This is a genomic window from Rodentibacter ratti (assembly GCF_002000485.1).
In the GTDB taxonomy this organism is placed as follows: domain Bacteria; phylum Pseudomonadota; class Gammaproteobacteria; order Enterobacterales; family Pasteurellaceae; genus Rodentibacter; species Rodentibacter ratti.
This window is the reverse complement of the sequence record NZ_MLAJ01000002.1, coordinates 390,891-413,106: the sequence shown is the minus strand read 5'-3', so window position 1 is coordinate 413,106 and position 22,216 is coordinate 390,891. Positions and strand designations below refer to the sequence as shown.

At 41.2% G+C, this 22,216-nt stretch carries 22 protein-coding genes; 13 read left to right on the top strand and 9 right to left on the bottom strand.

Annotation, left to right across the window (positions count from 1 at the left end):
* Positions 1–3: 3 nt before the first annotated feature.
* From eno to hflD, 3 genes are all read right to left on the bottom strand, one after another.
* Entirely contained in the window at positions 4–1,314 is a 1,311-nt protein-coding gene (eno, locus tag BKG94_RS02910; RefSeq protein WP_077426623.1) for a phosphopyruvate hydratase, read from the bottom strand.
* A 197-nt stretch (positions 1,315–1,511) separates the two neighbouring features.
* Positions 1,512–2,879, bottom strand: a complete 1,368-nt coding sequence (gene purB, locus BKG94_RS02905) for an adenylosuccinate lyase (protein WP_077434013.1) — start codon at positions 2,877–2,879, stop codon at positions 1,512–1,514.
* 35 nt (positions 2,880–2,914) lie between these two features.
* On the bottom strand, positions 2,915–3,538 hold the full coding sequence (hflD, locus tag BKG94_RS02900) for a high frequency lysogenization protein HflD (RefSeq protein WP_077434120.1): 624 nt from the start codon (positions 3,536–3,538) through the stop codon (positions 2,915–2,917).
* A gap of 147 nt (positions 3,539–3,685) precedes the next feature.
* Between hflD and trpS the strand changes: the two genes are divergently transcribed.
* Both trpS and BKG94_RS02890 read left to right on the top strand, forming a co-directional pair.
* Positions 3,686–4,690 carry a tryptophan--tRNA ligase gene (trpS, locus tag BKG94_RS02895; RefSeq protein ID WP_077434011.1) on the top strand — a complete coding sequence of 335 codons (1,005 nt, stop codon included), beginning with the start codon at positions 3,686–3,688 and terminating at the stop codon, positions 4,688–4,690.
* A gap of 119 nt (positions 4,691–4,809) precedes the next feature.
* The gene (locus tag BKG94_RS02890; protein WP_077434009.1) at positions 4,810–5,100 is read left to right on the top strand and encodes a YfcZ/YiiS family protein; all 291 of its coding nucleotides are present in this window, start codon (positions 4,810–4,812) and stop codon (positions 5,098–5,100) included.
* Between the two features lie 54 nt (positions 5,101–5,154).
* Here BKG94_RS02890 and BKG94_RS02885 read toward each other — a convergent pair whose 3' ends face one another.
* Complete coding sequence (locus BKG94_RS02885; RefSeq protein ID WP_077434118.1) at positions 5,155–5,307, bottom strand: DUF1232 domain-containing protein; 153 nt, start codon at positions 5,305–5,307, stop codon at positions 5,155–5,157.
* Between the two features lie 15 nt (positions 5,308–5,322).
* Positions 5,323–5,589 (bottom strand): YfhL family 4Fe-4S dicluster ferredoxin, encoded by a 267-nt coding sequence (locus BKG94_RS02880; protein ID WP_077434007.1) that lies wholly within the window; start codon positions 5,587–5,589, stop codon positions 5,323–5,325.
* A gap of 82 nt (positions 5,590–5,671) precedes the next feature.
* Between BKG94_RS02880 and BKG94_RS02875 the strand changes: the two genes are divergently transcribed.
* The 8 genes from BKG94_RS02875 (at position 5,672) to BKG94_RS02840 (ending at position 13,971) form a co-directional block, all read left to right on the top strand.
* Positions 5,672–6,397 (top strand): ribonuclease T2 family protein, encoded by a 726-nt coding sequence (locus tag BKG94_RS02875; protein ID WP_077434005.1) that lies wholly within the window; start codon positions 5,672–5,674, stop codon positions 6,395–6,397.
* Positions 6,398–6,488: 91 nt separating this feature from the next.
* Positions 6,489–7,652, top strand: a complete 1,164-nt coding sequence (pgk, locus tag BKG94_RS02870; protein ID WP_077434003.1) for a phosphoglycerate kinase — start codon at positions 6,489–6,491, stop codon at positions 7,650–7,652.
* 85 nt (positions 7,653–7,737) lie between these two features.
* Entirely contained in the window at positions 7,738–8,814 is a 1,077-nt protein-coding gene (gene fbaA / locus BKG94_RS02865; protein ID WP_077434001.1) for a class II fructose-bisphosphate aldolase, read from the top strand.
* Between the two features lie 67 nt (positions 8,815–8,881).
* Complete coding sequence (locus tag BKG94_RS02860) at positions 8,882–10,138, top strand: O-antigen ligase family protein (protein WP_077433999.1); 1,257 nt, start codon at positions 8,882–8,884, stop codon at positions 10,136–10,138.
* A complete protein-coding gene (locus tag BKG94_RS02855) occupies positions 10,138–11,169 on the top strand; it encodes a glycosyltransferase family 9 protein (protein WP_077433997.1) in 1,032 nt (343 codons plus the stop codon). The genes BKG94_RS02860 and BKG94_RS02855 overlap by 1 nt, the downstream gene beginning before the upstream one ends.
* Positions 11,170–11,445: 276 nt before the next feature.
* Positions 11,446–11,988: a shikimate kinase AroK gene (aroK, locus tag BKG94_RS02850; RefSeq protein WP_018356294.1), complete on the top strand. Its 543-nt coding sequence runs from the start codon at positions 11,446–11,448 to the stop codon at positions 11,986–11,988.
* 41 nt (positions 11,989–12,029) lie between these two features.
* Positions 12,030–13,118 (top strand): 3-dehydroquinate synthase, encoded by a 1,089-nt coding sequence (gene aroB, locus BKG94_RS02845; RefSeq protein WP_077433995.1) that lies wholly within the window; start codon positions 12,030–12,032, stop codon positions 13,116–13,118.
* A gap of 1 nt (position 13,119) precedes the next feature.
* A complete protein-coding gene (locus BKG94_RS02840; RefSeq protein WP_077433993.1) occupies positions 13,120–13,971 on the top strand; it encodes a Dam family site-specific DNA-(adenine-N6)-methyltransferase in 852 nt (283 codons plus the stop codon).
* Here BKG94_RS02840 and BKG94_RS02835 read toward each other — a convergent pair.
* Positions 13,961–14,290: a DciA family protein gene (locus tag BKG94_RS02835; protein WP_077433991.1), complete on the bottom strand. Its 330-nt coding sequence runs from the start codon at positions 14,288–14,290 to the stop codon at positions 13,961–13,963. The genes BKG94_RS02840 and BKG94_RS02835 overlap by 11 nt on opposite strands.
* A 76-nt stretch (positions 14,291–14,366) precedes the next feature.
* Here BKG94_RS02835 and secM point away from each other — a divergent pair, with 76 nt between their 5' ends.
* The 3 genes from secM to mutT all read left to right on the top strand — a co-directional run bounded on the left by secM (position 14,367) and on the right by mutT (position 17,965).
* Positions 14,367–14,666, top strand: coding sequence for a secA translation cis-regulator SecM (gene secM / locus BKG94_RS02830; RefSeq protein WP_077433989.1), 300 nt, complete (start codon positions 14,367–14,369; stop codon positions 14,664–14,666).
* Between the two features lie 122 nt (positions 14,667–14,788).
* The gene (gene secA / locus BKG94_RS02825) at positions 14,789–17,485 is read left to right on the top strand and encodes a preprotein translocase subunit SecA (protein ID WP_077433987.1); all 2,697 of its coding nucleotides are present in this window, start codon (positions 14,789–14,791) and stop codon (positions 17,483–17,485) included.
* Between the two features lie 60 nt (positions 17,486–17,545).
* Positions 17,546–17,965: an 8-oxo-dGTP diphosphatase MutT gene (mutT, locus tag BKG94_RS02820; RefSeq protein ID WP_077433985.1), complete on the top strand. Its 420-nt coding sequence runs from the start codon at positions 17,546–17,548 to the stop codon at positions 17,963–17,965.
* On the opposite strand, the gene holA is transcribed toward mutT, so the two are convergent.
* From holA to leuS, 3 genes are read right to left on the bottom strand one after another with little or no spacing between them, the layout of a single operon-like run.
* Entirely contained in the window at positions 17,949–18,983 is a 1,035-nt protein-coding gene (holA, locus tag BKG94_RS02815) for a DNA polymerase III subunit delta (RefSeq protein WP_077433983.1), read from the bottom strand. The genes mutT and holA overlap by 17 nt on opposite strands.
* Positions 18,983–19,486 (bottom strand): LPS-assembly lipoprotein LptE, encoded by a 504-nt coding sequence (locus BKG94_RS02810; RefSeq protein WP_077433981.1) that lies wholly within the window; start codon positions 19,484–19,486, stop codon positions 18,983–18,985. The genes holA and BKG94_RS02810 overlap by 1 nt, the downstream gene beginning before the upstream one ends.
* 59 nt (positions 19,487–19,545) lie before the next feature.
* Positions 19,546–22,134: a leucine--tRNA ligase gene (leuS, locus tag BKG94_RS02805; RefSeq protein ID WP_077433979.1), complete on the bottom strand. Its 2,589-nt coding sequence runs from the start codon at positions 22,132–22,134 to the stop codon at positions 19,546–19,548.
* Between the last annotated feature and the right edge of the window lie 82 nt (positions 22,135–22,216).

Genomic DNA, 22,216 nt, shown 5'->3' with positions numbered 1-22,216 from the left:
AGATTATGCTTGACCTTTAACCGCTTTTAAACCAGGGAATGCAGCCGGAGTACCTGCACGTTCTAATGCTTCTTCAATACGGATTAATTGGTTATATTTTGCAATACGATCAGAACGGCTCATAGAACCGGTTTTGATTTGACCTGCAGCCGTACCTACCGCTAAATCTGCGATAGTGGCATCTTCGGTTTCACCGGAACGGTGAGAGATAACCGCAGTATAGCCTGCATCTTTCGCCATTTTGATTGCGGCTAAAGTTTCAGTTAAAGAACCGATTTGGTTGAATTTGATTAAGATTGAGTTTGCAATGCCTTTTTCGATACCTTCTTTTAAGATTTTGGTGTTGGTTACGAATAAGTCATCACCGACTAATTGTACTTTGTCACCTAATACTTTAGTTTGGTATGCAAAACCATTCCAGTCAGACTCATCTTGACCGTCTTCAATAGAAACGATTGGATACTGTTTGCAAAGTTCTTCAAGGTAGTGAGTGAATTCTTCAGAAGTGAATGAACGACCTTCGCCTTTCATTTCATATTTGCCGGTTTCTTTGTTATAGAACTCAGAAGACGCACAGTCCATTGCCAAGGTTACATCTTTACCTAATACATAACCTGCTTTTTCTACCGCTTCTTTGATACAAGCCAAGGCATCAGCGTTAGAGGCAAGATTTGGTGCAAAACCACCTTCATCACCAACAGCGGTGCTCATTCCTTTTGCTTTTAATACTTTAGCAAGATTGTGGAATACTTCCGCACCGATACGAAGTGCTTCACGTAATGTTTTCGCTCCAACCGGTTGAATCATAAATTCTTGAATATCAACATTGTTGTCTGCGTGCTCACCACCATTGATGATGTTCATCATCGGTAATGGCATAGAATAGACGCCCGGAGTACCGTTGAGTTCTGCAATGTAAGCGTACAGCGGTAAGCCTTTAGATGCCGCCGCCGCTTTAGCGTTTGCTAATGAAACCGCTAAGATTGCGTTTGCACCGAAGTTAGATTTATTTTCTGTACCGTCTAAGTCGATCATAATTTGGTCGATTTCAGCTTGGTTTAAAGCATTCTTACCCACTAATGCATCAGCAATCGGACCATTGACTGCGGCAACCGCTTTTAATACACCTTTACCTAGGAAACGTGATTTATCGCCATCGCGTAATTCCAATGCTTCACGAGAACCGGTTGATGCGCCTGATGGAGCTGCCGCTAAACCCACGAAGCCACCTTCTAAATGTACTTCAGCTTCAACAGTTGGGTTACCACGTGAGTCGATGATTTCACGACCAATCACTTTAACGATTTTTGCCATTTTAGCTTTCCTCTTTAAGTTAATGAAAATGTGTATTAGGCGAACCTAAATTGCGGGCTATGATAAAGCTATTTTGTTTCTTTGTCTTGCAAAAAATGCACTTGCTTTGATCTTTGTCTAATTTATGAGGTAGCTGAAAAGCTAAAGTGCGGTCAAAATTTTCATAGAATTCCGACCGCACTTTTTATTATGTCAAATTAGAGTTTTTCCACTAATTCAACGGCTGCACCGATATAGGTTGCAGGGGTGAGTTGTTGTAAACGGGCTTTTTCTTCAGCCGGAATCTCAAGTTTTTCCACAAATTCGCGCATAGCTTGCTCGTCCACGCGTTTTCCTCGAGTTAATTCTTTCAGTTTTTCGTACGGTTTTTCAATGCCATAACGGCGCATGACGGTTTGAATCGGCTCTGCTAAGACTTCCCAGTTTTGATTGAGTTCATCACGTAAATGTTGCTCGTTCACTTCTAATTTACTGATACCTTTACGGGTTGCGGCATAAGCGATCAAGCAGTAGCCCACGCCCACGCCAAGATTACGCAACACGGTGGAATCCGTTAAATCCCGTTGCCAACGGGAAATTGGCAGTTTTTGTCCTAAGTGGGTCATCACCGCATTGGCAAGCCCAAGATTGCCCTCAGAGTTTTCAAAGTCAATTGGGTTCACTTTATGCGGCATCGTGGAAGAACCGATTTCGCCGGCGATGGTGCGTTGTTTGAAATGATTTAATGCAATATAGCCCCAGAGATCGCGGTCGAAATCAATAATAATAGTGTTGAAACGCACGATAGCATCAAAATATTCGGCGATGTAATCATGAGGTTCAATTTGCGTAGTGTAGGGATTCCAGTTCAAACCCAGTGAGGTGACAAATTCTTCGCTGAATTTATGCCAATCAAGGTTTGGATAAGCGGATAAATGCGCGTTGTAGTTCCCTACCGCACCATTAATTTTGCCGAGAATCTCATTTTGTTGCAGTTGTTTGAATTGACGGCGTAAACGATAGACCACATTGGCCATTTCTTTTCCGATCGTGGTTGGGGAAGCAGGTTGACCGTGCGTGCGTGAAAGCAATGGGATGGTTTTGTATTCATTGGCAAGACGGGTAATTTCATCAATCAGTTTTTGCCATTCCGGTAAAATTACGGTATCACGCGCCGTTTTTAGCATCAAGGCATGAGAAAGATTGTTAATGTCTTCGGAGGTACAGGCAAAGTGAATAAACTCTGACACTTTTGCTAATTCAGGCAACGCTTCGCTTTTTTCTTTTAAGAAATATTCCACGGCTTTTACATCGTGATTGGTGGTGCGTTCAATTTCTTTGATGCGCTCGGCATCGTTTAGGCTAAATTCACTGATGATTCTATCAAGGTAATCGTTTGCTTCTTGAGATAAATGGGAAACTTCTGGAATTTCGGCGGTCGCCGCTAATTTTTGTAACCAGCGAACTTCAACGGTAACACGGAATTTAAGTAAACCAAATTCGCTAAAAATATCGCGAAGTGCGGTGGCTTTGTCTTGGTAACGCCCATCAATCGGGGAAATCGCAGTGAGTGCGGAAAGTTGCATAAAATACTCCGGTGTATTAAGGGATGTTGATAAATTTAAGAATAAATCGTTGAATAGATTTCTTTCGCTGCATTAATGATTTTGCTGCGGAAGAATAATAATCGCCATTTATTGCCGCCTACTTGTCGCCATAGCACGGTGGCACGAATTCCGGCAAGCAAACAGGCTCGAATTTTGTCTTGCACAAATGGTTGCTGGAGGTAATGTTCTTCACCAATAATATGAATTCTTCGTCCTAAAGGGCTAATTACATCAATGTAAATATTAGCCATAATGGAAAGCATCTGTTCATCAAGCAATTTGTGATATGCCATCTGTTCTTGCAAACGTTGAATACGTTGAGCCAGTTTGGATTTGGCTTCAGAATTCTTGTTTAGGATACTTTCCAAGCCTAATAAACTACTCCAATAACTCACGATATTTTTATCATTTAGTGTAGAAAGTTGTTCAATCAGAGTTTCCAAGCCCAGTTTCAAATGATGAACTTGTCCGCCAAAAACGGCAAGCGTGTTTTCCGGGCTGGTTTGAAAAAGGGAATTGATGGTGGCGTGGAAAGCATCTTGATTTTCCACGTTGCCTTTTGTTGCCAGTTGATTGGCTAACGCAGTGGATTGATAAATGCCGGCTAGGGCCAGCGCCATATCATGATAATTTGTCATATAAAAATGTAATAGACGCGATAAACAGGCTGAAATTGCGCGCAATATAGCATTTTTGCCGTCTGTTTTGAACTATCTCATTAAAAAAGAAGCGATCTTTTGATATGATATCCACAATTTATTTTCAAGATGAAAAAAGGATAAGTTATGACAAAACCAATTGTATTTAGCGGTGTGCAGCCTTCCGGTGAGCTGACTATTGGGAACTACTTAGGCGCATTACGTAATTGGGTAAAAATGCAAGAGGATTACGAATGTATTTTCTGTGTGGTGGATTTACATGCGATCACAGTTCGCCAAGATCCTACGGCACTGCGTAAGGCAACCCTTGATGTGGTGGCGCTTTATTTGGCTTGTGGTATTGATCCTAATAAAGCAACGATTTTCGTACAATCTCATGTGCCGGAGCATACCCAATTGGGCTGGGTGTTAAATTGCTATACTTATTTTGGTGAGATGAGTCGTATGACGCAATTTAAAGATAAATCAGCACGTTACGCGGAAAATATTAATGTGGGCTTGTTTGATTATCCGGTGTTGATGGCGGCAGATATTCTACTTTACCAGGCCAAAAGCGTACCGGTAGGGGATGACCAAAAGCAACATTTGGAAATTACCCGTGATATTGCAAACCGTTTTAACGCACTTTATGGCGATATTTTCACCATTCCTGAAATTTTTATTGGTAAAGCCGGTGCACGCATTATGTCGTTGCAGGATCCTGAAAAGAAAATGTCAAAATCTGATGATAACCGCAATAATGTGGTGACACTGTTAGAAGAACCGAAATCCGTGGCGAAAAAAATTAAACGGGCGGTGACGGATTCTGATGAGCCACCGGTGGTTCGTTATGATGTGAAAAACAAAGCTGGAGTATCAAATTTATTGGATATTCTTTCTGCGGTAACGGATAAATCCATTGCGGAACTGGAACAAGAATTTGAAGGTAAGATGTACGGTCACTTAAAAACCGCCGTAGCTGATGAAGTGTCTAATTTACTGGAAGGATTGCAGGCACGTTTCCATGAATATCGTAATAACGAAGCTTTGCTTGATGAGGTGCTTCGTCAAGGGGCTGCAAAAGCACGGACGAAAGCGCAAGAAACCCTCGCAAAAGTGTATGACGCAGTGGGTTTTGTGGCGGCAAAATAGTGAATTGAAATTTCAATGATACTGCGTTGGCTTGCCTTGCTGTCCCTATTTGTACTGTCTGCGGCAAGCCGTCTTGTCTCATTTTTAACCCACTATAGCAATTAAAGAAGGAGTGAAAGATGGCAATTCAAACAGAAAAAACCATTGAATGTGTGGGCTGTAATACTTTCGATATGAAATCATTGTTTGATAATCGAGATTGCACACAAGAGATCAGCTATATCTATGACACCCAAGAGCAAGCGCAAACCGCACTCGATTTCTTCACTCAGAAAGCCCGTGAGGTTGAAAGCGAGCCTTGTGAAATTCATTCAGAAATCAATAAAGTTGATGATGGCTATTTGCTAAACGCAAAATTTGCCTTCTGCTGTCAGGCAGAGTTGGTGATTTTCCAAATGAAGGCGGCATAATGCAATGAAGCAGTGTGGTTGAAATTCTCCGTGAAAATCAACCGCACTTTTTATTTATTTAGCAAGTAAAATTTTGATTAGTAGCCACACGGCTGCGGCATCATCGACGAGGCCCAGAGGACCGAGTACGGCTTCCGGTAGAATATCGATAGGACTAAACAGATAAATCAAAATCACCACGATTTTGAGTAACTTTGTTTTATTCATTCGAGAAAACATGGTTTAACCTTCAAGTTTATCGGCATGGTGAATCATCACAAAACGCTCCCAAAGTTGTTCTTCCGTTTCTTGATGGTCGGGATCAGGTTTAATACAGTTCGTAATTGGGCAAACTTTTTGACAGGTTGGTGTGTCATAATGGCCAACACATTCGGTACAAAGTACAGGATCAATTACGTAAATGTCATCACCGACAGAAATGGCCTCATTAGGACATTCCGGTAGGCACATATCGCAGTTTGTGCATTTTTGAGTGATGAGTAATGCCATTGTGATCCTTTAACTATGTTAGATATGAAGGCGGCGAATTATAGCCGACAAATGTAAAATTGACAAAAAACAAACATATTTTATGAAAAAACAAATTTCCACACTTTCTGTTATTGCGCTTGCTACATTTAGCATTTGGCAATATTTTAGCGAAAGCAAAACGGCTTCCAAACCCTCTCAATCTTCAACGTCAATATCCTCTTCCCAAACGAACAAAAGTGCGGTCAAAAATAAGGATGTTTTTGCCGATTACGATGTGATTATGCGTGATGATCCTATTGGGCAAAATGCCAATGCATCGGTGGATTATTATATGTTGGCGCTTTCTTGGTCACCGGGATTTTGTGACTCACAGTATGAAAAATATGGCGATCAGTTACCCTCATCAGCGCAATATCAATGCGGAATGAATCGTTCTTTCGGCTGGGTTGTACATGGTTTATGGCCACAAAATGCAAAGGCGCGCTCTGTTGCTGATCATCCTCGTTTTTGTCAAGGTGATTTGCCTGCATTACCAAAATCAGTTATCGAACCCTATTTGACGCTTTCTCCCGGTGCAAAATTATTACAAGGGGAGTGGGAAAAACACGGTAGTTGTGCTTTCGGCTCGGCAGAACAGTATTTTGCCAAGGAATTGGAGTTATTTAGTGCGTTACGTTTACCGAAAGAAAATTTAAGCCGACGTGAATTATTCCGTTGGATGAAACAACACAATCCACAGCTTAAAAATGCTTATCTTGGCGCAAGCCGAAATGAATTGTTCATTTGTTATAACAAACAATGGCAAGTGATTGATTGTCAGAAGTAATAGGCGTTTCTTTGATCTAAATCGTTACAACCTAGCGAGATCTAGGTATAATAGACGAAGTTTTAATTTTAACTAACCAAGAGGATAGATTATGTCAGTAATCAAAATGACCGACTTAGATTTAGCGGGCAAACGTGTGTTTATCCGTGCAGATCTTAATGTACCGGTAAAAGACGGCAAAGTGACTTCCGATGCACGTATCCGTGCAACCATCCCTACGTTGAAATTAGCTCTTGAAAAAGGGGCAAAAGTGATGGTGACTTCTCACTTAGGCCGTCCGACTGAAGGTGAATTTAAACCTGAAGATTCTTTACAACCGGTTGTTGATTATTTGAACGAACATCTTGATGTTCCTGTGCGTTTAGTGCGTGATTACCTTGATGGCGTGGATGTGAAAGAAGGCGAAATCGTTGTTCTGGAAAATGTTCGTGTAAACAAAGGTGAAAAGAAAAACGATCCTGAATTAGGGAAAAAATATGCCGCACTTTGTGATGTGTTTGTGATGGATGCATTCGGTACCGCACACCGTGCGCAAGCTTCAACTTATGGTGTTGCTGAATTTGCGCCGATTGCTTGTGCAGGCCCATTGCTTGCTGCTGAGTTAGATGCCTTAGGAAAAGCGTTAAAAGAACCGGCTCGCCCAATGGTGGCGATTGTAGGTGGTTCTAAGGTTTCTACTAAATTGGAAGTGTTAAATTCCCTTTCAAAAATTGCTGACCAAATTATTGTGGGTGGCGGTATCGCAAATACTTTCATTGCAGCAGCCGGTCATAACGTAGGAAAATCTTTGTACGAAGAAGATTTAATTCCTGTGGCAAAAGAATTAGCGGCAAGTACGGATATCCCCGTGCCGGTTGATGTGCGTGTGGGAACAGAATTTTCTGAAACCGCACCGGCAACAGAAAAAGCGGTGACGGAAGTGAAAGACGATGAATTCATTTTTGATATTGGTGATAAATCAGCAGAACAGTTGGCTGAAATCATCAAAAATGCGAAAACCGTTTTATGGAATGGTCCGGTAGGCGTGTTTGAATTTCCTAATTTCCGTAAAGGGACAGAAGTGATTTCCCACGCTATTGCGAATAGTGATGCGTTTTCTATTGCCGGTGGTGGTGATACCCTTGCGGCGATTGATTTATTCGGCATTGCGGATAAAATTTCTTACATTTCAACCGGTGGCGGTGCGTTCCTAGAATTTGTCGAAGGCAAAGTATTACCGGCCGTAGAAATTCTTGAAAAACGTGCGAACGGTTAATTAACCGAATATGATGATAATGTGTGGGTTGAATGATCCACACATCAGTGCAAAAGTTCTCAATATTAAAGAAGGAAACAATAAGATGGGTTTATTAGATATCGTAAAACCGGGTGTATTAACTGGTGAAGATGTTCAGAAAGTATTTGCTTATGCGAAAGAACATAATTTTGCAATCCCTGCGGTAAACTGTGTGGGATCTGATTCTGTGAATGCGGTATTAGAAACAGCGGCACGCGTAAGAGCGCCGGTTATTGTTCAATTTTCTAACGGTGGCGCCTCTTTCTATGCGGGTAAAGGCATCAAACCGGCATCCGGTGCTCGTGCTGATGTGTTAGGTGCGATTGCAGGGGCAAAACACGTTCATACTCTTGCAAAAGAATATGGTGTGCCGGTTATTCTTCATACCGACCACGCAGCGAAGAAATTACTTCCATGGATTGACGGCTTATTAGAAGCAGGTGAAAAACACTTCGCTGAAACCGGTCGCCCATTATTCTCTTCCCATATGATCGATTTATCTGAAGAGCCTATGGAAGAAAATATGGCAATTTGCCGTGAATACCTTGCCCGTATGGATAAAATGGGTATGACCCTTGAAATCGAAATCGGTATCACCGGTGGTGAAGAAGACGGAGTGGATAATTCAGATGTAGAAGAATCTAAACTCTATACCCAACCTGAAGACGTATTATACGTTTATGACCAATTAAATCCGGTTAGCCCGAACTTCACGGTTGCAGCGGCATTCGGTAATGTGCACGGTGTGTATAAACCGGGTAACGTAAAATTAAAACCGTCTATCTTAGGTGCATCACAAGAATTTGTGGCAAAAGAACGTAATCTTCCGGCTAAACCAATCAATTTTGTATTCCATGGTGGTTCCGGTTCTTCCCGTGAAGAAATTCGTGAAGCTATCGGTTATGGTGCAATCAAAATGAACATTGATACCGATACACAATGGGCATCTTGGAATGGTATTCTTGAGTTCTACAAAGCAAACGAAGCCTATTTACAAGGTCAATTGGGTAACCCTGAAGGTCCGGACGTACCGAATAAAAAATATTACGATCCGCGCGTTTGGTTACGCAAAATGGAAGAATCTATGTCTAAACGCTTAGAACAATCTTTCGAAGACCTAAACTGTGTTGATGTTTTATAATCCACAAAAATAGCATAGAATACAACCGCACTTTTTGAGTGCGGTTTTTTATTTTTGGTGATTATTTATGCAAATTTCAAAACAAAATTTATTGCCGCTTCTTGCGAATTTTAGCATTAGTTTCTTTTTTTTATCTGTGCTGGCATTTAAAGGTGGACATAATGTTGCACCGTTCTTTTTAATCGCTTTAGGGATCGGCTACGGTATTTATGGATTAATTAAAAAGTTTAAATGGCACTTATCTAAAGAAGATAAATGGTTAATTTATAGTTATATTTTTTATTTTTCAGTATTTGTACTTTCGTTGTTTATCAATGAAGGAAGGGGAAGAGAGCTAGATAATCCAAGTCGCGCTATTTTATTAATTCCTGCTTTAATTTTCCTATTAAGAATGCCGTTAAAGCACTGTGCATTGATTTATGCTATCCCGTTAGGTTCAGTCATTGCAGGACTTGTTGCCCTTTATGATAAATTTATTTTACATAGTTCAATGGCATATTCTCCCCGAACTATGCATATCCAAGGTGGCGACATTGCGATGTCACTAGGCTTATTCAGTATTGTGATTGGGATTTATTACTGGCAGAAATCACAGAAAAAAATGACCGCACTTTGTATTTTCGCCTCTTTCTTTGGCATCGTGGGAAGTATTCTTTCCACCGCTCGTGGTGGCTGGGTCGCATTACCGGTTATGCTTGTGGTGATGTTATGGATTTATCGCCATTCGCTCTCAAAAAAATTCTTCTTTGGTGTTATCAGCTTATTTACGCTTACTCTGGTTGGGATAAGCCAAATGCCAAATAGCCGAGTGATGGAACGCCTTTCCTTAATTCAGCATGATATTGCCAGATATGAGAAAAATAGCGCCAATACCTCACTTGGATTGCGTTTTGAAATGTGGAAAAGTGCGATTCAAATGATAAAAGAAAAGCCGATTCTAGGCTGGGGAGAGCAAGGAGCGACAGACAAGCGTAAGCAAGATGTGAAAACTAAGGCTGTGGCAGGGAATATAGGGCGATTTACCCATGCTCACAATCAATATCTTGATGATTTTTCTAAGCGGGGACTTGTTGGGTTTATCGCATTTTTAGGTATTTTGTTAGTGCCGCTATATCAATTTAAACGTCGTTTAAACAGTATTTATCCTGAAACAAAATTCATTGCCACATTAGGTGTGGTGCATATTCTTTCGGTAATGGTTTATTGCTTAAGCCAAGGTTTTTTCACGCATAATTCTGGTAATATTTTTTATCTTTTCCTAACAATCGTGTTTTATGCCATGTTAAAACAAAGTGAAAAAAGACAATCTTCGGAGCAAGTGTAATGGAAAAAATTCTGGTTATTCGTAACGATAAATTGGGGGATTTTATGCAGGCATGGCCGGCTTTTGCTATGTTGAAAGCCTCAAATCCTTCACTAAAATTGACCGCACTTGTGCCGAGTTATACTGCACCGCTTGCAGAAATTTGCCCTTATTTGGATGATGTGATTGTTGATAGTAAAAAAGATGATAAAGAAGATTTCAAGCGCCTTCTTCAGGACATTAGAATAAGAAATTTTGATGCGATGATCAGTTTTTTTTCCAATACGCATAATGCTAAATTAGCCTGGAAAAGCGGTATTAAGTATCGCCTTGCTCCTTCGACAAAGCTGGTTCAATTTCTTTATAATCATCGCCTTACACAACGCCGTTCCCGTTCAGAAAAATCGGAAGCGGAATATAATCAGGATTTAGTTCGGGCTTTTTTAAAAAAATACAATATGCCGATTGTTGAACCCAAACCGCCCTATCTTGCATTGGAGAAAAGTGCGGTTGAAAATCAGCGTGTTTTTTTACAAGAAAACTTGGGGCTTTCAGCTGAGAAAAAATGGATTTTTGTGCATAGCGGCTCAGGGGGATCGGCAACCAATCTTTCACTTGCCCAATATGCCGAATTAATTCAAGGATTACTTGCTGTTTTTGATTGTCAAATTGTGCTCACAGCCGGCCCTGGTGAAAGCGAAAAAGCTCATGAACTGGCGCAGTTAGTGGGGGATTCGCGCCTTGTGATTTACGATAAAAATAACGGCTTGGTTGATTTTGCTCATTCCTTAGCTTGTGCGGATTTATTTATCGCGGGGTCAACCGGACCTCTGCATTTGAGTAGTGCCTTTAATCTTCCAACGGTAGGTTTTTATCCTAATAGCCGTTCCTCTCAACCAAGGCGTTGGAGACCGATTAATGATCCGGATAAGCACCTCGCATTTTGTCCGCCCGCCGGTAAAGAAACACAGATGAATTTAGGCTTGATTTCAATTGAGCATGCTCTAGTTGAAATTATTCCTTTTATTCGTCGAGTATGGCAAATAGGGTAATTTAATGTTCGGTATTTTCCATAAAAATTGCCGCCACGATGCTGGATGGGAAAGAAAATTTAATCTTCACTTAATGGGTAAGTAAAAATTAAACGATTTTTGACCGCGCTTTAGGCTTATTGAAAATAAATTCCCTTTAAAGGTTGAAAATTAAGGCGGTTTATTGCGATAATCCCCATTATTTTTTGGGTGATCTTTTGGCAACCTTCATTTCATGGTTTTGCTTGGTATTAAAAAGATCAATTTGAGTAAATTTATCATTAGAAAAAAAGAGTAATGGCAGAAAAACGTAATATTTTTTTAGTAGGGCCGATGGGGGCGGGTAAAAGCACAATTGGTCGTCAGTTAGCACAACAGTTAAATATGGATTTTTTAGATTCTGATGCTGTGATTGAAGAACGTTCGGGCGCAGATATCGGTTGGATTTTTGATTTAGAAGGCGAAGAAGGCTTTCGTAAACGTGAAGAACGTATCATTAATGAATTAACCCAAATGCAGGGTATTGTTCTCTCGACCGGTGGTGGAACTGTGCTTTCAAAGGATAGTCGTAACTATTTATCGGCACGTGGTATTGTGATCTATCTGGAAACTACCGTAGATAAACAATTTCAGCGTACGCAACGGGATAAAAAACGACCACTCTTACAAGATGTGGAAGATCCTCGCCAAGTGTTAGAAGATCTGGCAAAAATCCGTAACCCATTATATGAGGAAATTGCGGATATTACCCTTCCTACCGATGACCAAAACGCCAAAGTGATGGTGAATCAAATTATTGATTTAATTGATAATATGAATGGGCTCAATGGTTCGCTTTAGCTTTAATTAGTTGTATTTAATCATTACTGTAAGGATAAATTATGCAGTGCATAAATGTGGAATTACAAGAACGTCGTTATCCGATTTTAATCGGCAGTGGTTTGTTACAAGATGAACATCGCTATCCGGTTGAAGATGGGGAACGAGTGATGATTGTAAGTAATCCAACGATCGCACAGTTTTATCTGAAAGCAGTGACAGAAGCCCTTGAAAAGCGGGGATGTGTTGTCGATCATGTCTTATTGCCTGATGGAGAAAAGTATAAAACTCTTGATTCTCTTAATCTGATTTTTACCAAACTTTTACAAGGCAATCATGGTCGTGATACAACAATTATCGCATTGGGTGGTGGGGTTATCGGAGATGTTGCTGGTTTTGCTGCGGCAAGCTATCAGCGTGGTGTCCGTTTAATTCAAATTCCGACTACTTTACTTTCTCAGGTAGATTCTTCCGTAGGAGGGAAAACAGCAGTCAATCATGAGCTTGGTAAGAATATGATTGGTGCGTTCTATCAACCTACTGCAGTAATGATTGATACGCTTACGCTGAATACCTTGCCAAAACGTGAAGTCAATGCAGGGCTTGCGGAAGTTATTAAATACGGTGCAATTCTAGACTATGAATTTTTTGAATGGTTAGAAAAGAATATTGATGATCTTGTTGCGCTGAAACAAGATGCACTTCAGTATTGTATTGCCCGCTGCTGCCAAATAAAAGCGGATGTTGTGGCTCGCGATGAAACAGAGAAAGGCGATCGTGCCTTGTTAAATCTTGGGCATACTTTTGGGCACGCTATTGAGACACATCTTGGCTATGGCAACTGGTTACATGGTGAAGCGGTTTCCGTAGGAATGATGATGGCAGCCGCACTTTCAGAGGAATTGGGCAATATTTCCGTAGAAGATGTCGCCCGTTTAGAAAAATTACTTGCCCGTGCCAATTTACCCACTGTATCACCGGATGGTATGCAACCGGAAGACTATTTGCCGCATATGATGCGTGATAAAAAAGTTCTCGCCGGTAAATTACGCCTTGTATTACTTAAATCGCTAGGACAAGCTTATGTGGCAACAGACACGGATCATAAGCTTGTGCTAAATGCTATCCGCCGTTGTTCTCAAGCGGACTAAAATGTTACGTCCGAAAAAACAAATTAAATCTAAGATAAAGCACCGCCCTTTTTTGAAATGGGCGGGCGGCAAGTTTCGTCTAACGGATGATATAAACAAAGCTTTTCCAAAGAAAAAACAATGTTTGATTGAACCTTTTGTAGGCGCGGGAGCCGTTTTTTTAAATTCTAATTTTGAGCGCTATATCCTGGCGGATATTAACCCTGATTTGATTAATTTATTTAATATTGTTAAAGATAACGTAGATCAATATATTGACGCTTGTAAACCGATTTTCTTTTCACCTCAAGCCAATACGCCCGATTACTATTATGCGAAACGCCAACAATTCAACGAATCCCGTGATCCCTTTGAGCGCTCTGTTATTTTTCTTTATCTAAATCGATTTGGTTTTAATGGGCTGTGTCGTTATAACAGTAAAAATGAATTTAATGTGCCTTTTGGCGACTATAAAACCCATTATTTCCCGGAGGATGAACTTCGTTATTTTGCACACAAAGCTCAAAGTGCGGTCTTTTTATGTAGTGATTTTAAACAAACCTTTGAACTGGCGGATAAAACATCGGTGATTTACTGTGATCCGCCCTATGCGCCGTTGCAACAAATGACTAATTTTACCAGCTATGCAGGCAATGAATTTGATTTGGAACACCAACGAGCCTTAGCAGAACTCGCTAAAAAAGTACAAAAGGAAAAACAAATTCCCGTTTTGATTTCTAACCATGATATAAAATTTACCCGAGAAATTTACAAAGGTGCGAAATTTAAACGGGTCAAAGTGCAGCGCTCAATTAGCCAAAATTCAGAAAAACGGGTGAAAGTGAAAGAGTTGATTGCAATTTTTAAGGCATAGCGCTGTTAAATTCAGGACTGATTTTCAAATCAAGTTTTTTTACCTGTGGGTAATCTTTTTGAATCAACGCTAATAAATCCTGTTGGCGAAACAACATCCCCTGTCTAACAATCGCATTTGCGACTTCAATAAACAATGTATCCCCGTTTATCTGACCGATACGAAATAAACCTTGAAATTCAGGGGGAAAAGTGCGGTTAAGTTTTTGGTTTAATTCATGTATTGCCAAGCCTTTTTGCATTATTTGGGCAAAGGGTGACTGTTCTATTATCTCGACGATATTCACGGCCTTTTGATAACGTTCCACCTTGTTTTTCATGAAATAACCCCAATAAATGACATCAGTTTAGATTTCCGCTACAATACACGCAATTTTTGTAATAAACAACGAGATGATGATTTCAGGCAAAACCAAACCAAATTTTTGGTCGCGATTACTTTTAAGTATGATCGCTATCTTTGCTTTGCCTAATGCTCAAAGTTTAGAAAATCAACCGGCGGAAAACTATTCATCCAATGTGTCGGTTCAACAAGTGTTGGAAACAGTAAAAGTGTTGCACAATGAGCAACACCAACAATTCCAGCAACCTTCTATTTCTCATTCAACAAAAAAACAAGTTGAAATTCAACCGCACTTCATCGTGGCGGTATTGAATCCTCTAGCTCCTATCCGTGCAGGTCCTTTACTCATTTAATTTCTGATTTTCTATAATCAGTACGAATGTGGAAAATTCGTATTATAAGATCATTGTGATATGCAAAATTTAAGAAATTTTACACATTGATTCGTCTAACCTATTATTTTTAAAGAGAAATTATGAGTATTTTAACAAAAATCTTTGGTAGTCGTAACGACCGAATTTTACGTAAACTTAAAAAACAAGTTATCAAAATTAATAAATTAGAACCGGAATTTGAAGCCTTAACCGATGAACAACTTCGTGCTAAAACTGATGAATTCCGTGAGCGTTTGAATGCAGGCGAAACCTTGCAAGATATTTTACCGGAAGCTTTCGCTACGGTGCGTGAAGCGAGTAAACGTGTGTTAGGGATGCGTCACTTTGATGTGCAACTTATTGGCGGTATGGTATTGACGAATCGTTGCATTGCGGAGATGCGTACCGGTGAAGGGAAAACCTTAACCGCAACCTTGCCTTGTTACCTGATTGCTCTTGAAGGCAAAGGGGTACATGTGGTTACGGTCAATGATTACCTAGCACGCCGAGATGCGGAAACCAACCGTCCATTATTTGAATTTTTAGGGATGAGTGTGGGGGTAAATATTCCGGGCTTGCCACCGGAAGCAAAACGAGCAGCTTATGCAGCGGATATTACTTACGCCACTAATAGCGAACTCGGTTTTGACTATTTACGTGATAATTTAGCCCACTCAAAAGAAGAGCGTTTTCAACGTACTTTAGGTTATGCGTTAGTGGATGAAGTGGATTCTATTTTAATTGATGAAGCTCGTACTCCGTTAATTATTTCCGGTCAGGCGGAAGACAGTTCGGATCTTTATATTGCCGTGAATAAACTGATTCCGAGCTTGATTAAGCAAGAAAAAGAAGACACCGAGGAGTACCAAGGTGAAGGTGATTTCACGCTGGATCTTAAATCCAAACAGGCGCACCTCACTGAACGCGGACAGGAAAAAGTTGAAAATTGGTTAATCGAACAGGGTTTAATGCCGGAGGGCGATTCACTCTATTCACCGGGTCGCATTGTGTTATTACACCACGTGATGGCGGCATTACGCGCCCATACTTTATTTGAACGTGATGTGGACTACATTGTAAAAGATGGTGAAATTGTGATCGTAGATGAGCATACCGGCCGTACTATGGCAGGGCGTCGTTGGTCTGACGGTTTACATCAAGCCATTGAAGCCAAAGAAGGGGTGGATATTAAGAGTGAAAACCAAACTGTCGCTTCTATTTCTTACCAAAACTACTTCCGCTTATATGAAAAACTTGCAGGGATGACCGGTACAGCGGATACCGAAGCCTTTGAGTTTCAACAAATTTATGGTTTAGAAACCGTGGTGATTCCGACCAATCGCCCAATGATTCGTGATGATCGAACAGACTTAATGTTTGAAAATGAAGAATACAAATTCAATGCGATTATTGAAGATATTAAAGATTGTGTCGCACGCCAACAACCCGTATTAGTGGGGACGATTTCTGTTGAAAAATCGGAAGAATTATCCAAAGCATTGGATAAAGCAGGGATTAAACACAATGTATTAAATGCGAAATTCCACCAACAGGAAGCGGAAATTGTAGCTGAAGCCGGCTACCCGGGAGCAGTAACCATCGCAACCAATATGGCCGGGCGTGGTACAGATATTATCCTAGGTGGTAACTGGAGAGCGCAGGCGGCGAAATTAGATAACCCAACCCAAGAACAACTTGATGCGTTAAAAGCCGAATGGGAGAAAAATCACGACATTGTGATGAAAGCCGGCGGTTTACATATTATCGGCACTGAGCGTCATGAATCACGCCGTATCGATAACCAGCTGCGTGGTCGTTCCGGTCGTCAAGGCGACCCGGGCTCGTCCCGTTTCTATCTTTCTTTGGAAGACGGCTTGATGCGAATTTACCTCAATGAAGGCAAGCTCAATTTAATGCGCAAAGCCTTCACGGTGCCGGGTGAGGCGATGGAGTCCAAAATGTTGGCAAAAGTGATCGCCTCTGCACAAGCAAAAGTAGAAGCTTTCCACTTTGATGGACGTAAAAATTTACTTGAATATGATGATGTTGCTAATGATCAACGTCATGCTATTTATGAGCAACGTAATCACTTGTTGGATAACGATGATATTTCAGAAACGATCAAAGCGATTCGCCATGATGTATTTAACAATGTGATTGATCAATATATCCCACCGCAATCTTTGGAAGAGCAATGGGATATCAAAGGGCTTGAAGAACGTCTTGCACAAGAGTTCGGTATGGAGTTGCCGATTGCGCATTGGTTGGAAGAAGATTCTAACCTTCACGAAGAAAACTTGCGTGAACGCATTGTAGAAATTGCAGAAGAAGAATACAACGAAAAAGAAGCGCTTGTCGGTGAAGAAACCATGCGTCATTTTGAAAAAGGTGTGATGTTACAAACTCTTGATGAACTCTGGAAAGAGCACTTGGCTGCAATGGATTATCTCCGCCAAGGGATTCATTTACGTGGTTATGCGCAAAAAGATCCGAAACAGGAATACAAAAAAGAGTCTTTCCGTATGTTTACAGAAATGTTGGACTCTTTAAAACATCAGGTTATTACGACTCTTACTCGTGTCCGTGTGCGTACTCAAGAGGAAGTTGAGGAGGCGGAACGTCTGCGTCAAGAAATGGCAGCACGTGAAACCCAGAGCCATAAGCCTGTAGATGAAAATAGTTCGGCACAACAGGCGGAAGATTATTCTGATCGCCATGTAGGACGAAATGAGCCTTGCCCTTGCGGTTCCGGCAAGAAATATAAACATTGTCATGGTAGCCGCGCTAAATATAATTAATGGCACTCACCAAAAGTGCGGTTGTTTTGACCGCACTTTTTTCATATTGGATTTAACAAAATGGAAAAACCAGTAATACAAGTTGCTGCAGGCATTATTCGTAATGAATTCGGGCAGATTTATTTAACCCAACGTTTGGAAGGGCAGGATTTTGCCCAATCTCTTGAATTCCCCGGTGGCAAAGTGGATGCCGGTGAAACGCCGGAACAGGCTCTAAAACGTGAATTGGAAGAAGAAATCGGTATTGTGGTATTAAATGCCGAGTTGTATGAACGCTTTCAGTTTGAATATCCCACTAAGCTGATTTCGTTCTTTTTTTATATTGTAGATGAATGGATCGGTGAACCTTTTGGGCGTGAAGGGCAAGAAGGTTTTTGGATTGAACAAAGAGCATTAGATGCCGGATTATTTCCACCGGCCAATGCAAAGCTCATTCAGCGTTTGATTGCGGAAACCGATTTATCTATGAGCAAACTTTAACGGATAAATCCGCTAATTTTTCCCACACATTATGGCTAAATTCTTGTTTGGCGAGGCGTTCGATATCGGCTAACTCTTGGATAATTTCATAGAGTTTTTGATAGGTTAATCGTTGTACTGCGGTTAAAAAGAGCGGTCGGCGATTTTGCCAAATTTTAAGACGATCAAATTCTGACTTAATTTGTTGAATAGGTAAAGCATCGGTTATGCGAATGTGTTGTTGGGGTTTTGTAAGCTCAAGTATTGTCAATAATTCACGTTGTAAGGTACGAAGTAAAATTATTGGTTGAATATCCTCCGCTTGTAAACCGTTTAAAATTCGTTTAGCTCGATTTGCTTTGCCCGCAAGAAGTGCGTCAATCCATTGAAAAGGTGTAAATATGGAAGATTGTTCAACCACTTCAATCACTCGGTTGTAATTGAGTTTGTGATCAGGATGAAGTAAATCCAAGAGTTGCAAAGTTTGTTTTAATGCAAGCAGGTTATTTTCATAGCTATAACAAAGCTGCTGAATGGCTTCATCATCAGCCGTTAACCCCATTGATTGAATCCGATTTTTTACCCAGCGGGGAAGATTTTCCACCGTTGGCGTTTGGCAATTAATCAATATCAAATCTGGTTCATACTGACTAAGCGTCAAAAACCAAGCTTGTTTCTCCATTGTTTTGGGGAATTTCGCTACGCTGAGCATAAGCAGAATATCTTCGGTCAATGAGCTAACGAACTCTTGCAGATTTTTCTGCAAAGATGCGCTCAAGGTTTCCGGTAAATTGAGAACCAGAATTTGTTTGTTAAAAAATAGTCCCATCGACTGACTGGTTTCAATAAGTTGTCCCCAATCGGTTTGGCTATCAATTTGCACTGTATGTTTTTCATCAAAATCTTGCTGAATAGCAGTTTGATAAATAGTATCTTCACTTTCACTGAGTAACAGCGGATCTTGCCCAACCAATAAATATGCCTTGGCTAGACGTTGGCTTACATGGTGGGCTAGTTGCTCAGGAAAAAGACGATTCATTACTTACCTTTTACTTGGTGTTGTAATGCCACCATTTTAGTAATGAGTTGGCGTGCGGCTTGATCACGCATATCGTTCCAAATCACATCACGCTCGGCGGCTTTTGCCAATGCTGCCCGTGAATTATCAAAGAAAGTACGGTTTACTTTTGCGCTGATTGGATAAGTTTCACCATTGGCTAAACGTACGCTGGCTTCCACCTCCAACGTTAAGACTTTTTCTGCTTCACGTCCTCGTTTAAAAATGGATGCGACCTGATTATCGCTGGTTTGCTTATTGATACGCAGAACGGGTACGCCTTGCGTTGGTTTAACAAGATTGACATTATTGATTTGTAATTGGCGACGGACTGCCATTGACATTTCACTATAAGGATCACTACTTGCAAAAGTTAAAGTTTGTAATTCTTGCGGAATTAATGCACCATTTTGAAGATGCCAACCACAGGCTGAAAGTGTTGCCACTGTCGTCGCAAAAAATAATCTTTTGATTGATTTCATCATAAAAATCACCTTTAAAATCAACCGCACTTTGGTAATAAGTGCGGTTATTTTTTTATGGGTTATTGTGGTTTCACCACAACATTTAATAATTTACCTGAGACATAAATCACTTTCACGATTTGCTGACCATCGGTAAATTTCTTCACATTTTCATCGGCAAAAGCAATGGTTTTTACCATTTCTTCATCGGCATCTGCCGCCACCGTCACTTTGCCACGCACCTTACCGTTCACCTGAACAACAATGAGTTTTTCATCTTCGACCATCGCCGCTTCATCGGCTTTCACCCATTCTGCGGTATCAATGCTGTTTTCGTTGCCGAGAGCCTGCCATAACTCAAAGCAAATATGTGGGGTAATCGGATAAAGCATACGCACGACGGCACTTAAGGCTTCTGCCATGACCGCACGATCCTGCTCGCTATCCAATGGCGCTTTGGTGAGTTTGTTCATCAATTCCATAATTGCCGCAATAGCCGTGTTGAAGGTTTGACGGCGACCAATATCGTCACTCACTTTGGCAATGGTTTTATGTACTTCACGGCGAAGGGCTTTTTGATCCGCAGAAAGAGCGGTCACATCTAAGGCTGTTTTTGCCGGGTTTTGTTGATATTGATACACCAAGTTCCACACTCGGCCTAAGAAGCGTTTTGCCCCTTCTACACCGGATTCTTGCCATTCAAGGGTCATTTCCGCAGGGGAGGCGAACATCATAAATAGGCGAACGGTATCCGCACCGTATTTTTCCACCATTTCTTGTGGGTCGATACCGTTGTTTTTCGATTTCGACATTTTGGTCATACCGGAATGGACCAGCTCATGTCCTTCAGGATCCGTCGCCTTGATAATGCGGCCTTTCTCATCTCGCTCGAGGGTCACTTGCGTTGGGCTGACCCAAATACGCTCGTTAGTCGGGCTGGTGTAATAGAATGCATCGGCAAGCACCATACCTTGACATAACAACTTAACGGTCGGTTCATCACTTGTTACAAAACCTGCATCACGCAAGAGTTTGTGGAAGAAACGGAAATATAATAGGTGCATAGTCGCATGCTCAATACCGCCGATATATTGATCCACCGGTAACCAGTAATTCGCTTCTTCTTTATCTAACATTGCCTCTGCAAAGGTTGGTGAGGTGTAACGGGCGTAATACCAAGAAGATTCCATAAAGGTATCAAAAGTGTCCGTTTCTTTTAATGCAGGTGCACCGTTAAAGGTGGTTTTTGCCCAGTTTGGATCCGCTTTAATCGGGCTTTTCACCCCATCCATCACCACATCTTCAGGCAGAATAATCGGTAAATCTTCTAATGGAGCAGGCACGACATCACCGTTTTCAAGGGTCAGCATTGGGATTGGTGCGCCCCAATAACGTTGACGGGAAACACCCCAATCACGCAAGCGGTAGTTCACTTGGCGTTTACCCACGCCTAATTTTTCAAGTTTATTTGCAATACCGTTGAATGCGCCGTCGAAGTCTAAGCCGTCAAATTCGGCAGAATTAACTAATACACCATGTTCGATGAACGCTTCTTTGGTTAAATCAATTTCTTGGTCGGCAAGTGGCGCGATCACTTGTTTTAATGGTAGGGCATATTTTTGTGCGAACTCATAGTCACGTTGATCATGTGCCGGAACCGCCATTACCGCCCCCGTACCATAGTGCATTAATACGAAATTTGCCACCCAAATCGGTAATTTTTCCCCGGTTAACGGATGAATTGCGAACAAGCCTGTCGCCATCCCTTTTTTCTCCATGGTGGCAAGATCGGCTTCGGCAACTTTGGCGTTTTTCGCTTCTTGAATGAATGCAGCCAGTTCTGGATTATTTTGTGCTGCAAGGCTTGCCAAAGGATGAGCGGCGGCAATGCCTAAATAACTCACGCCATAGAAGGTATCCGGGCGAGTAGTGTAAACCGCCACTTTCTCATTGGTATCCGCTACTTCAAAGATAATTTCCACCCCTTCGGAACGTCCAATCCAGTTGCGTTGCATGGTTTTCACCATATCCGGCCATTGCGGAAGATTATCCAGCCCGCCTAATAATTGCTCGGCATAATCCGTGATTTTAATAAACCATTGAGGAATTTCTTTTTGTTCCACCGGGGTATCGCAACGCCAACAGCAACCATCATGCACTTGCTCGTTGGCAAGCACGGTTTCATCATTCGGACACCAGTTTACCGTTGAGGTTTTTTTATACACTAAACCTTTTCTATAAAGCTCGGTAAAAAACCATTGTTCCCATTTGTAGTATTCAGGTTTACAGGTCGCAATTTCACGATCCCAGTCATAACCAAAACCCAACATTTTGAGCTGGTTTTTCATATATTCAATGTTTTCGTATGTCCATTTTGCCGGTGCGGTTTTGTGTTTAATTGCCGCCCCTTCAGCAGGTAAACCAAAGGCATCCCAACCGATGGGCTGCAATACATTTTTACCGTTCATACGTTGATAACGTGAAACCACATCACCGATCGTATAGTTACGCACATGCCCCATATGCAGGCGGCCGGACGGATACGGGAACATAGAAAGACAATAATATTTCTCTTTATTGGTATCTTTAACGGCTTTGAAAACCTTATTCTCTGCCCAATATTGCTGAACTTTCGGTTCAATCATATCGGGACGATATTGTTCTTGCATAAAATTACCTTTAATTTTGACCGCACTTTAGCGGGATTTTTATATGAAAAAATTGACTCATAGAATATCGTAAAACGCCATA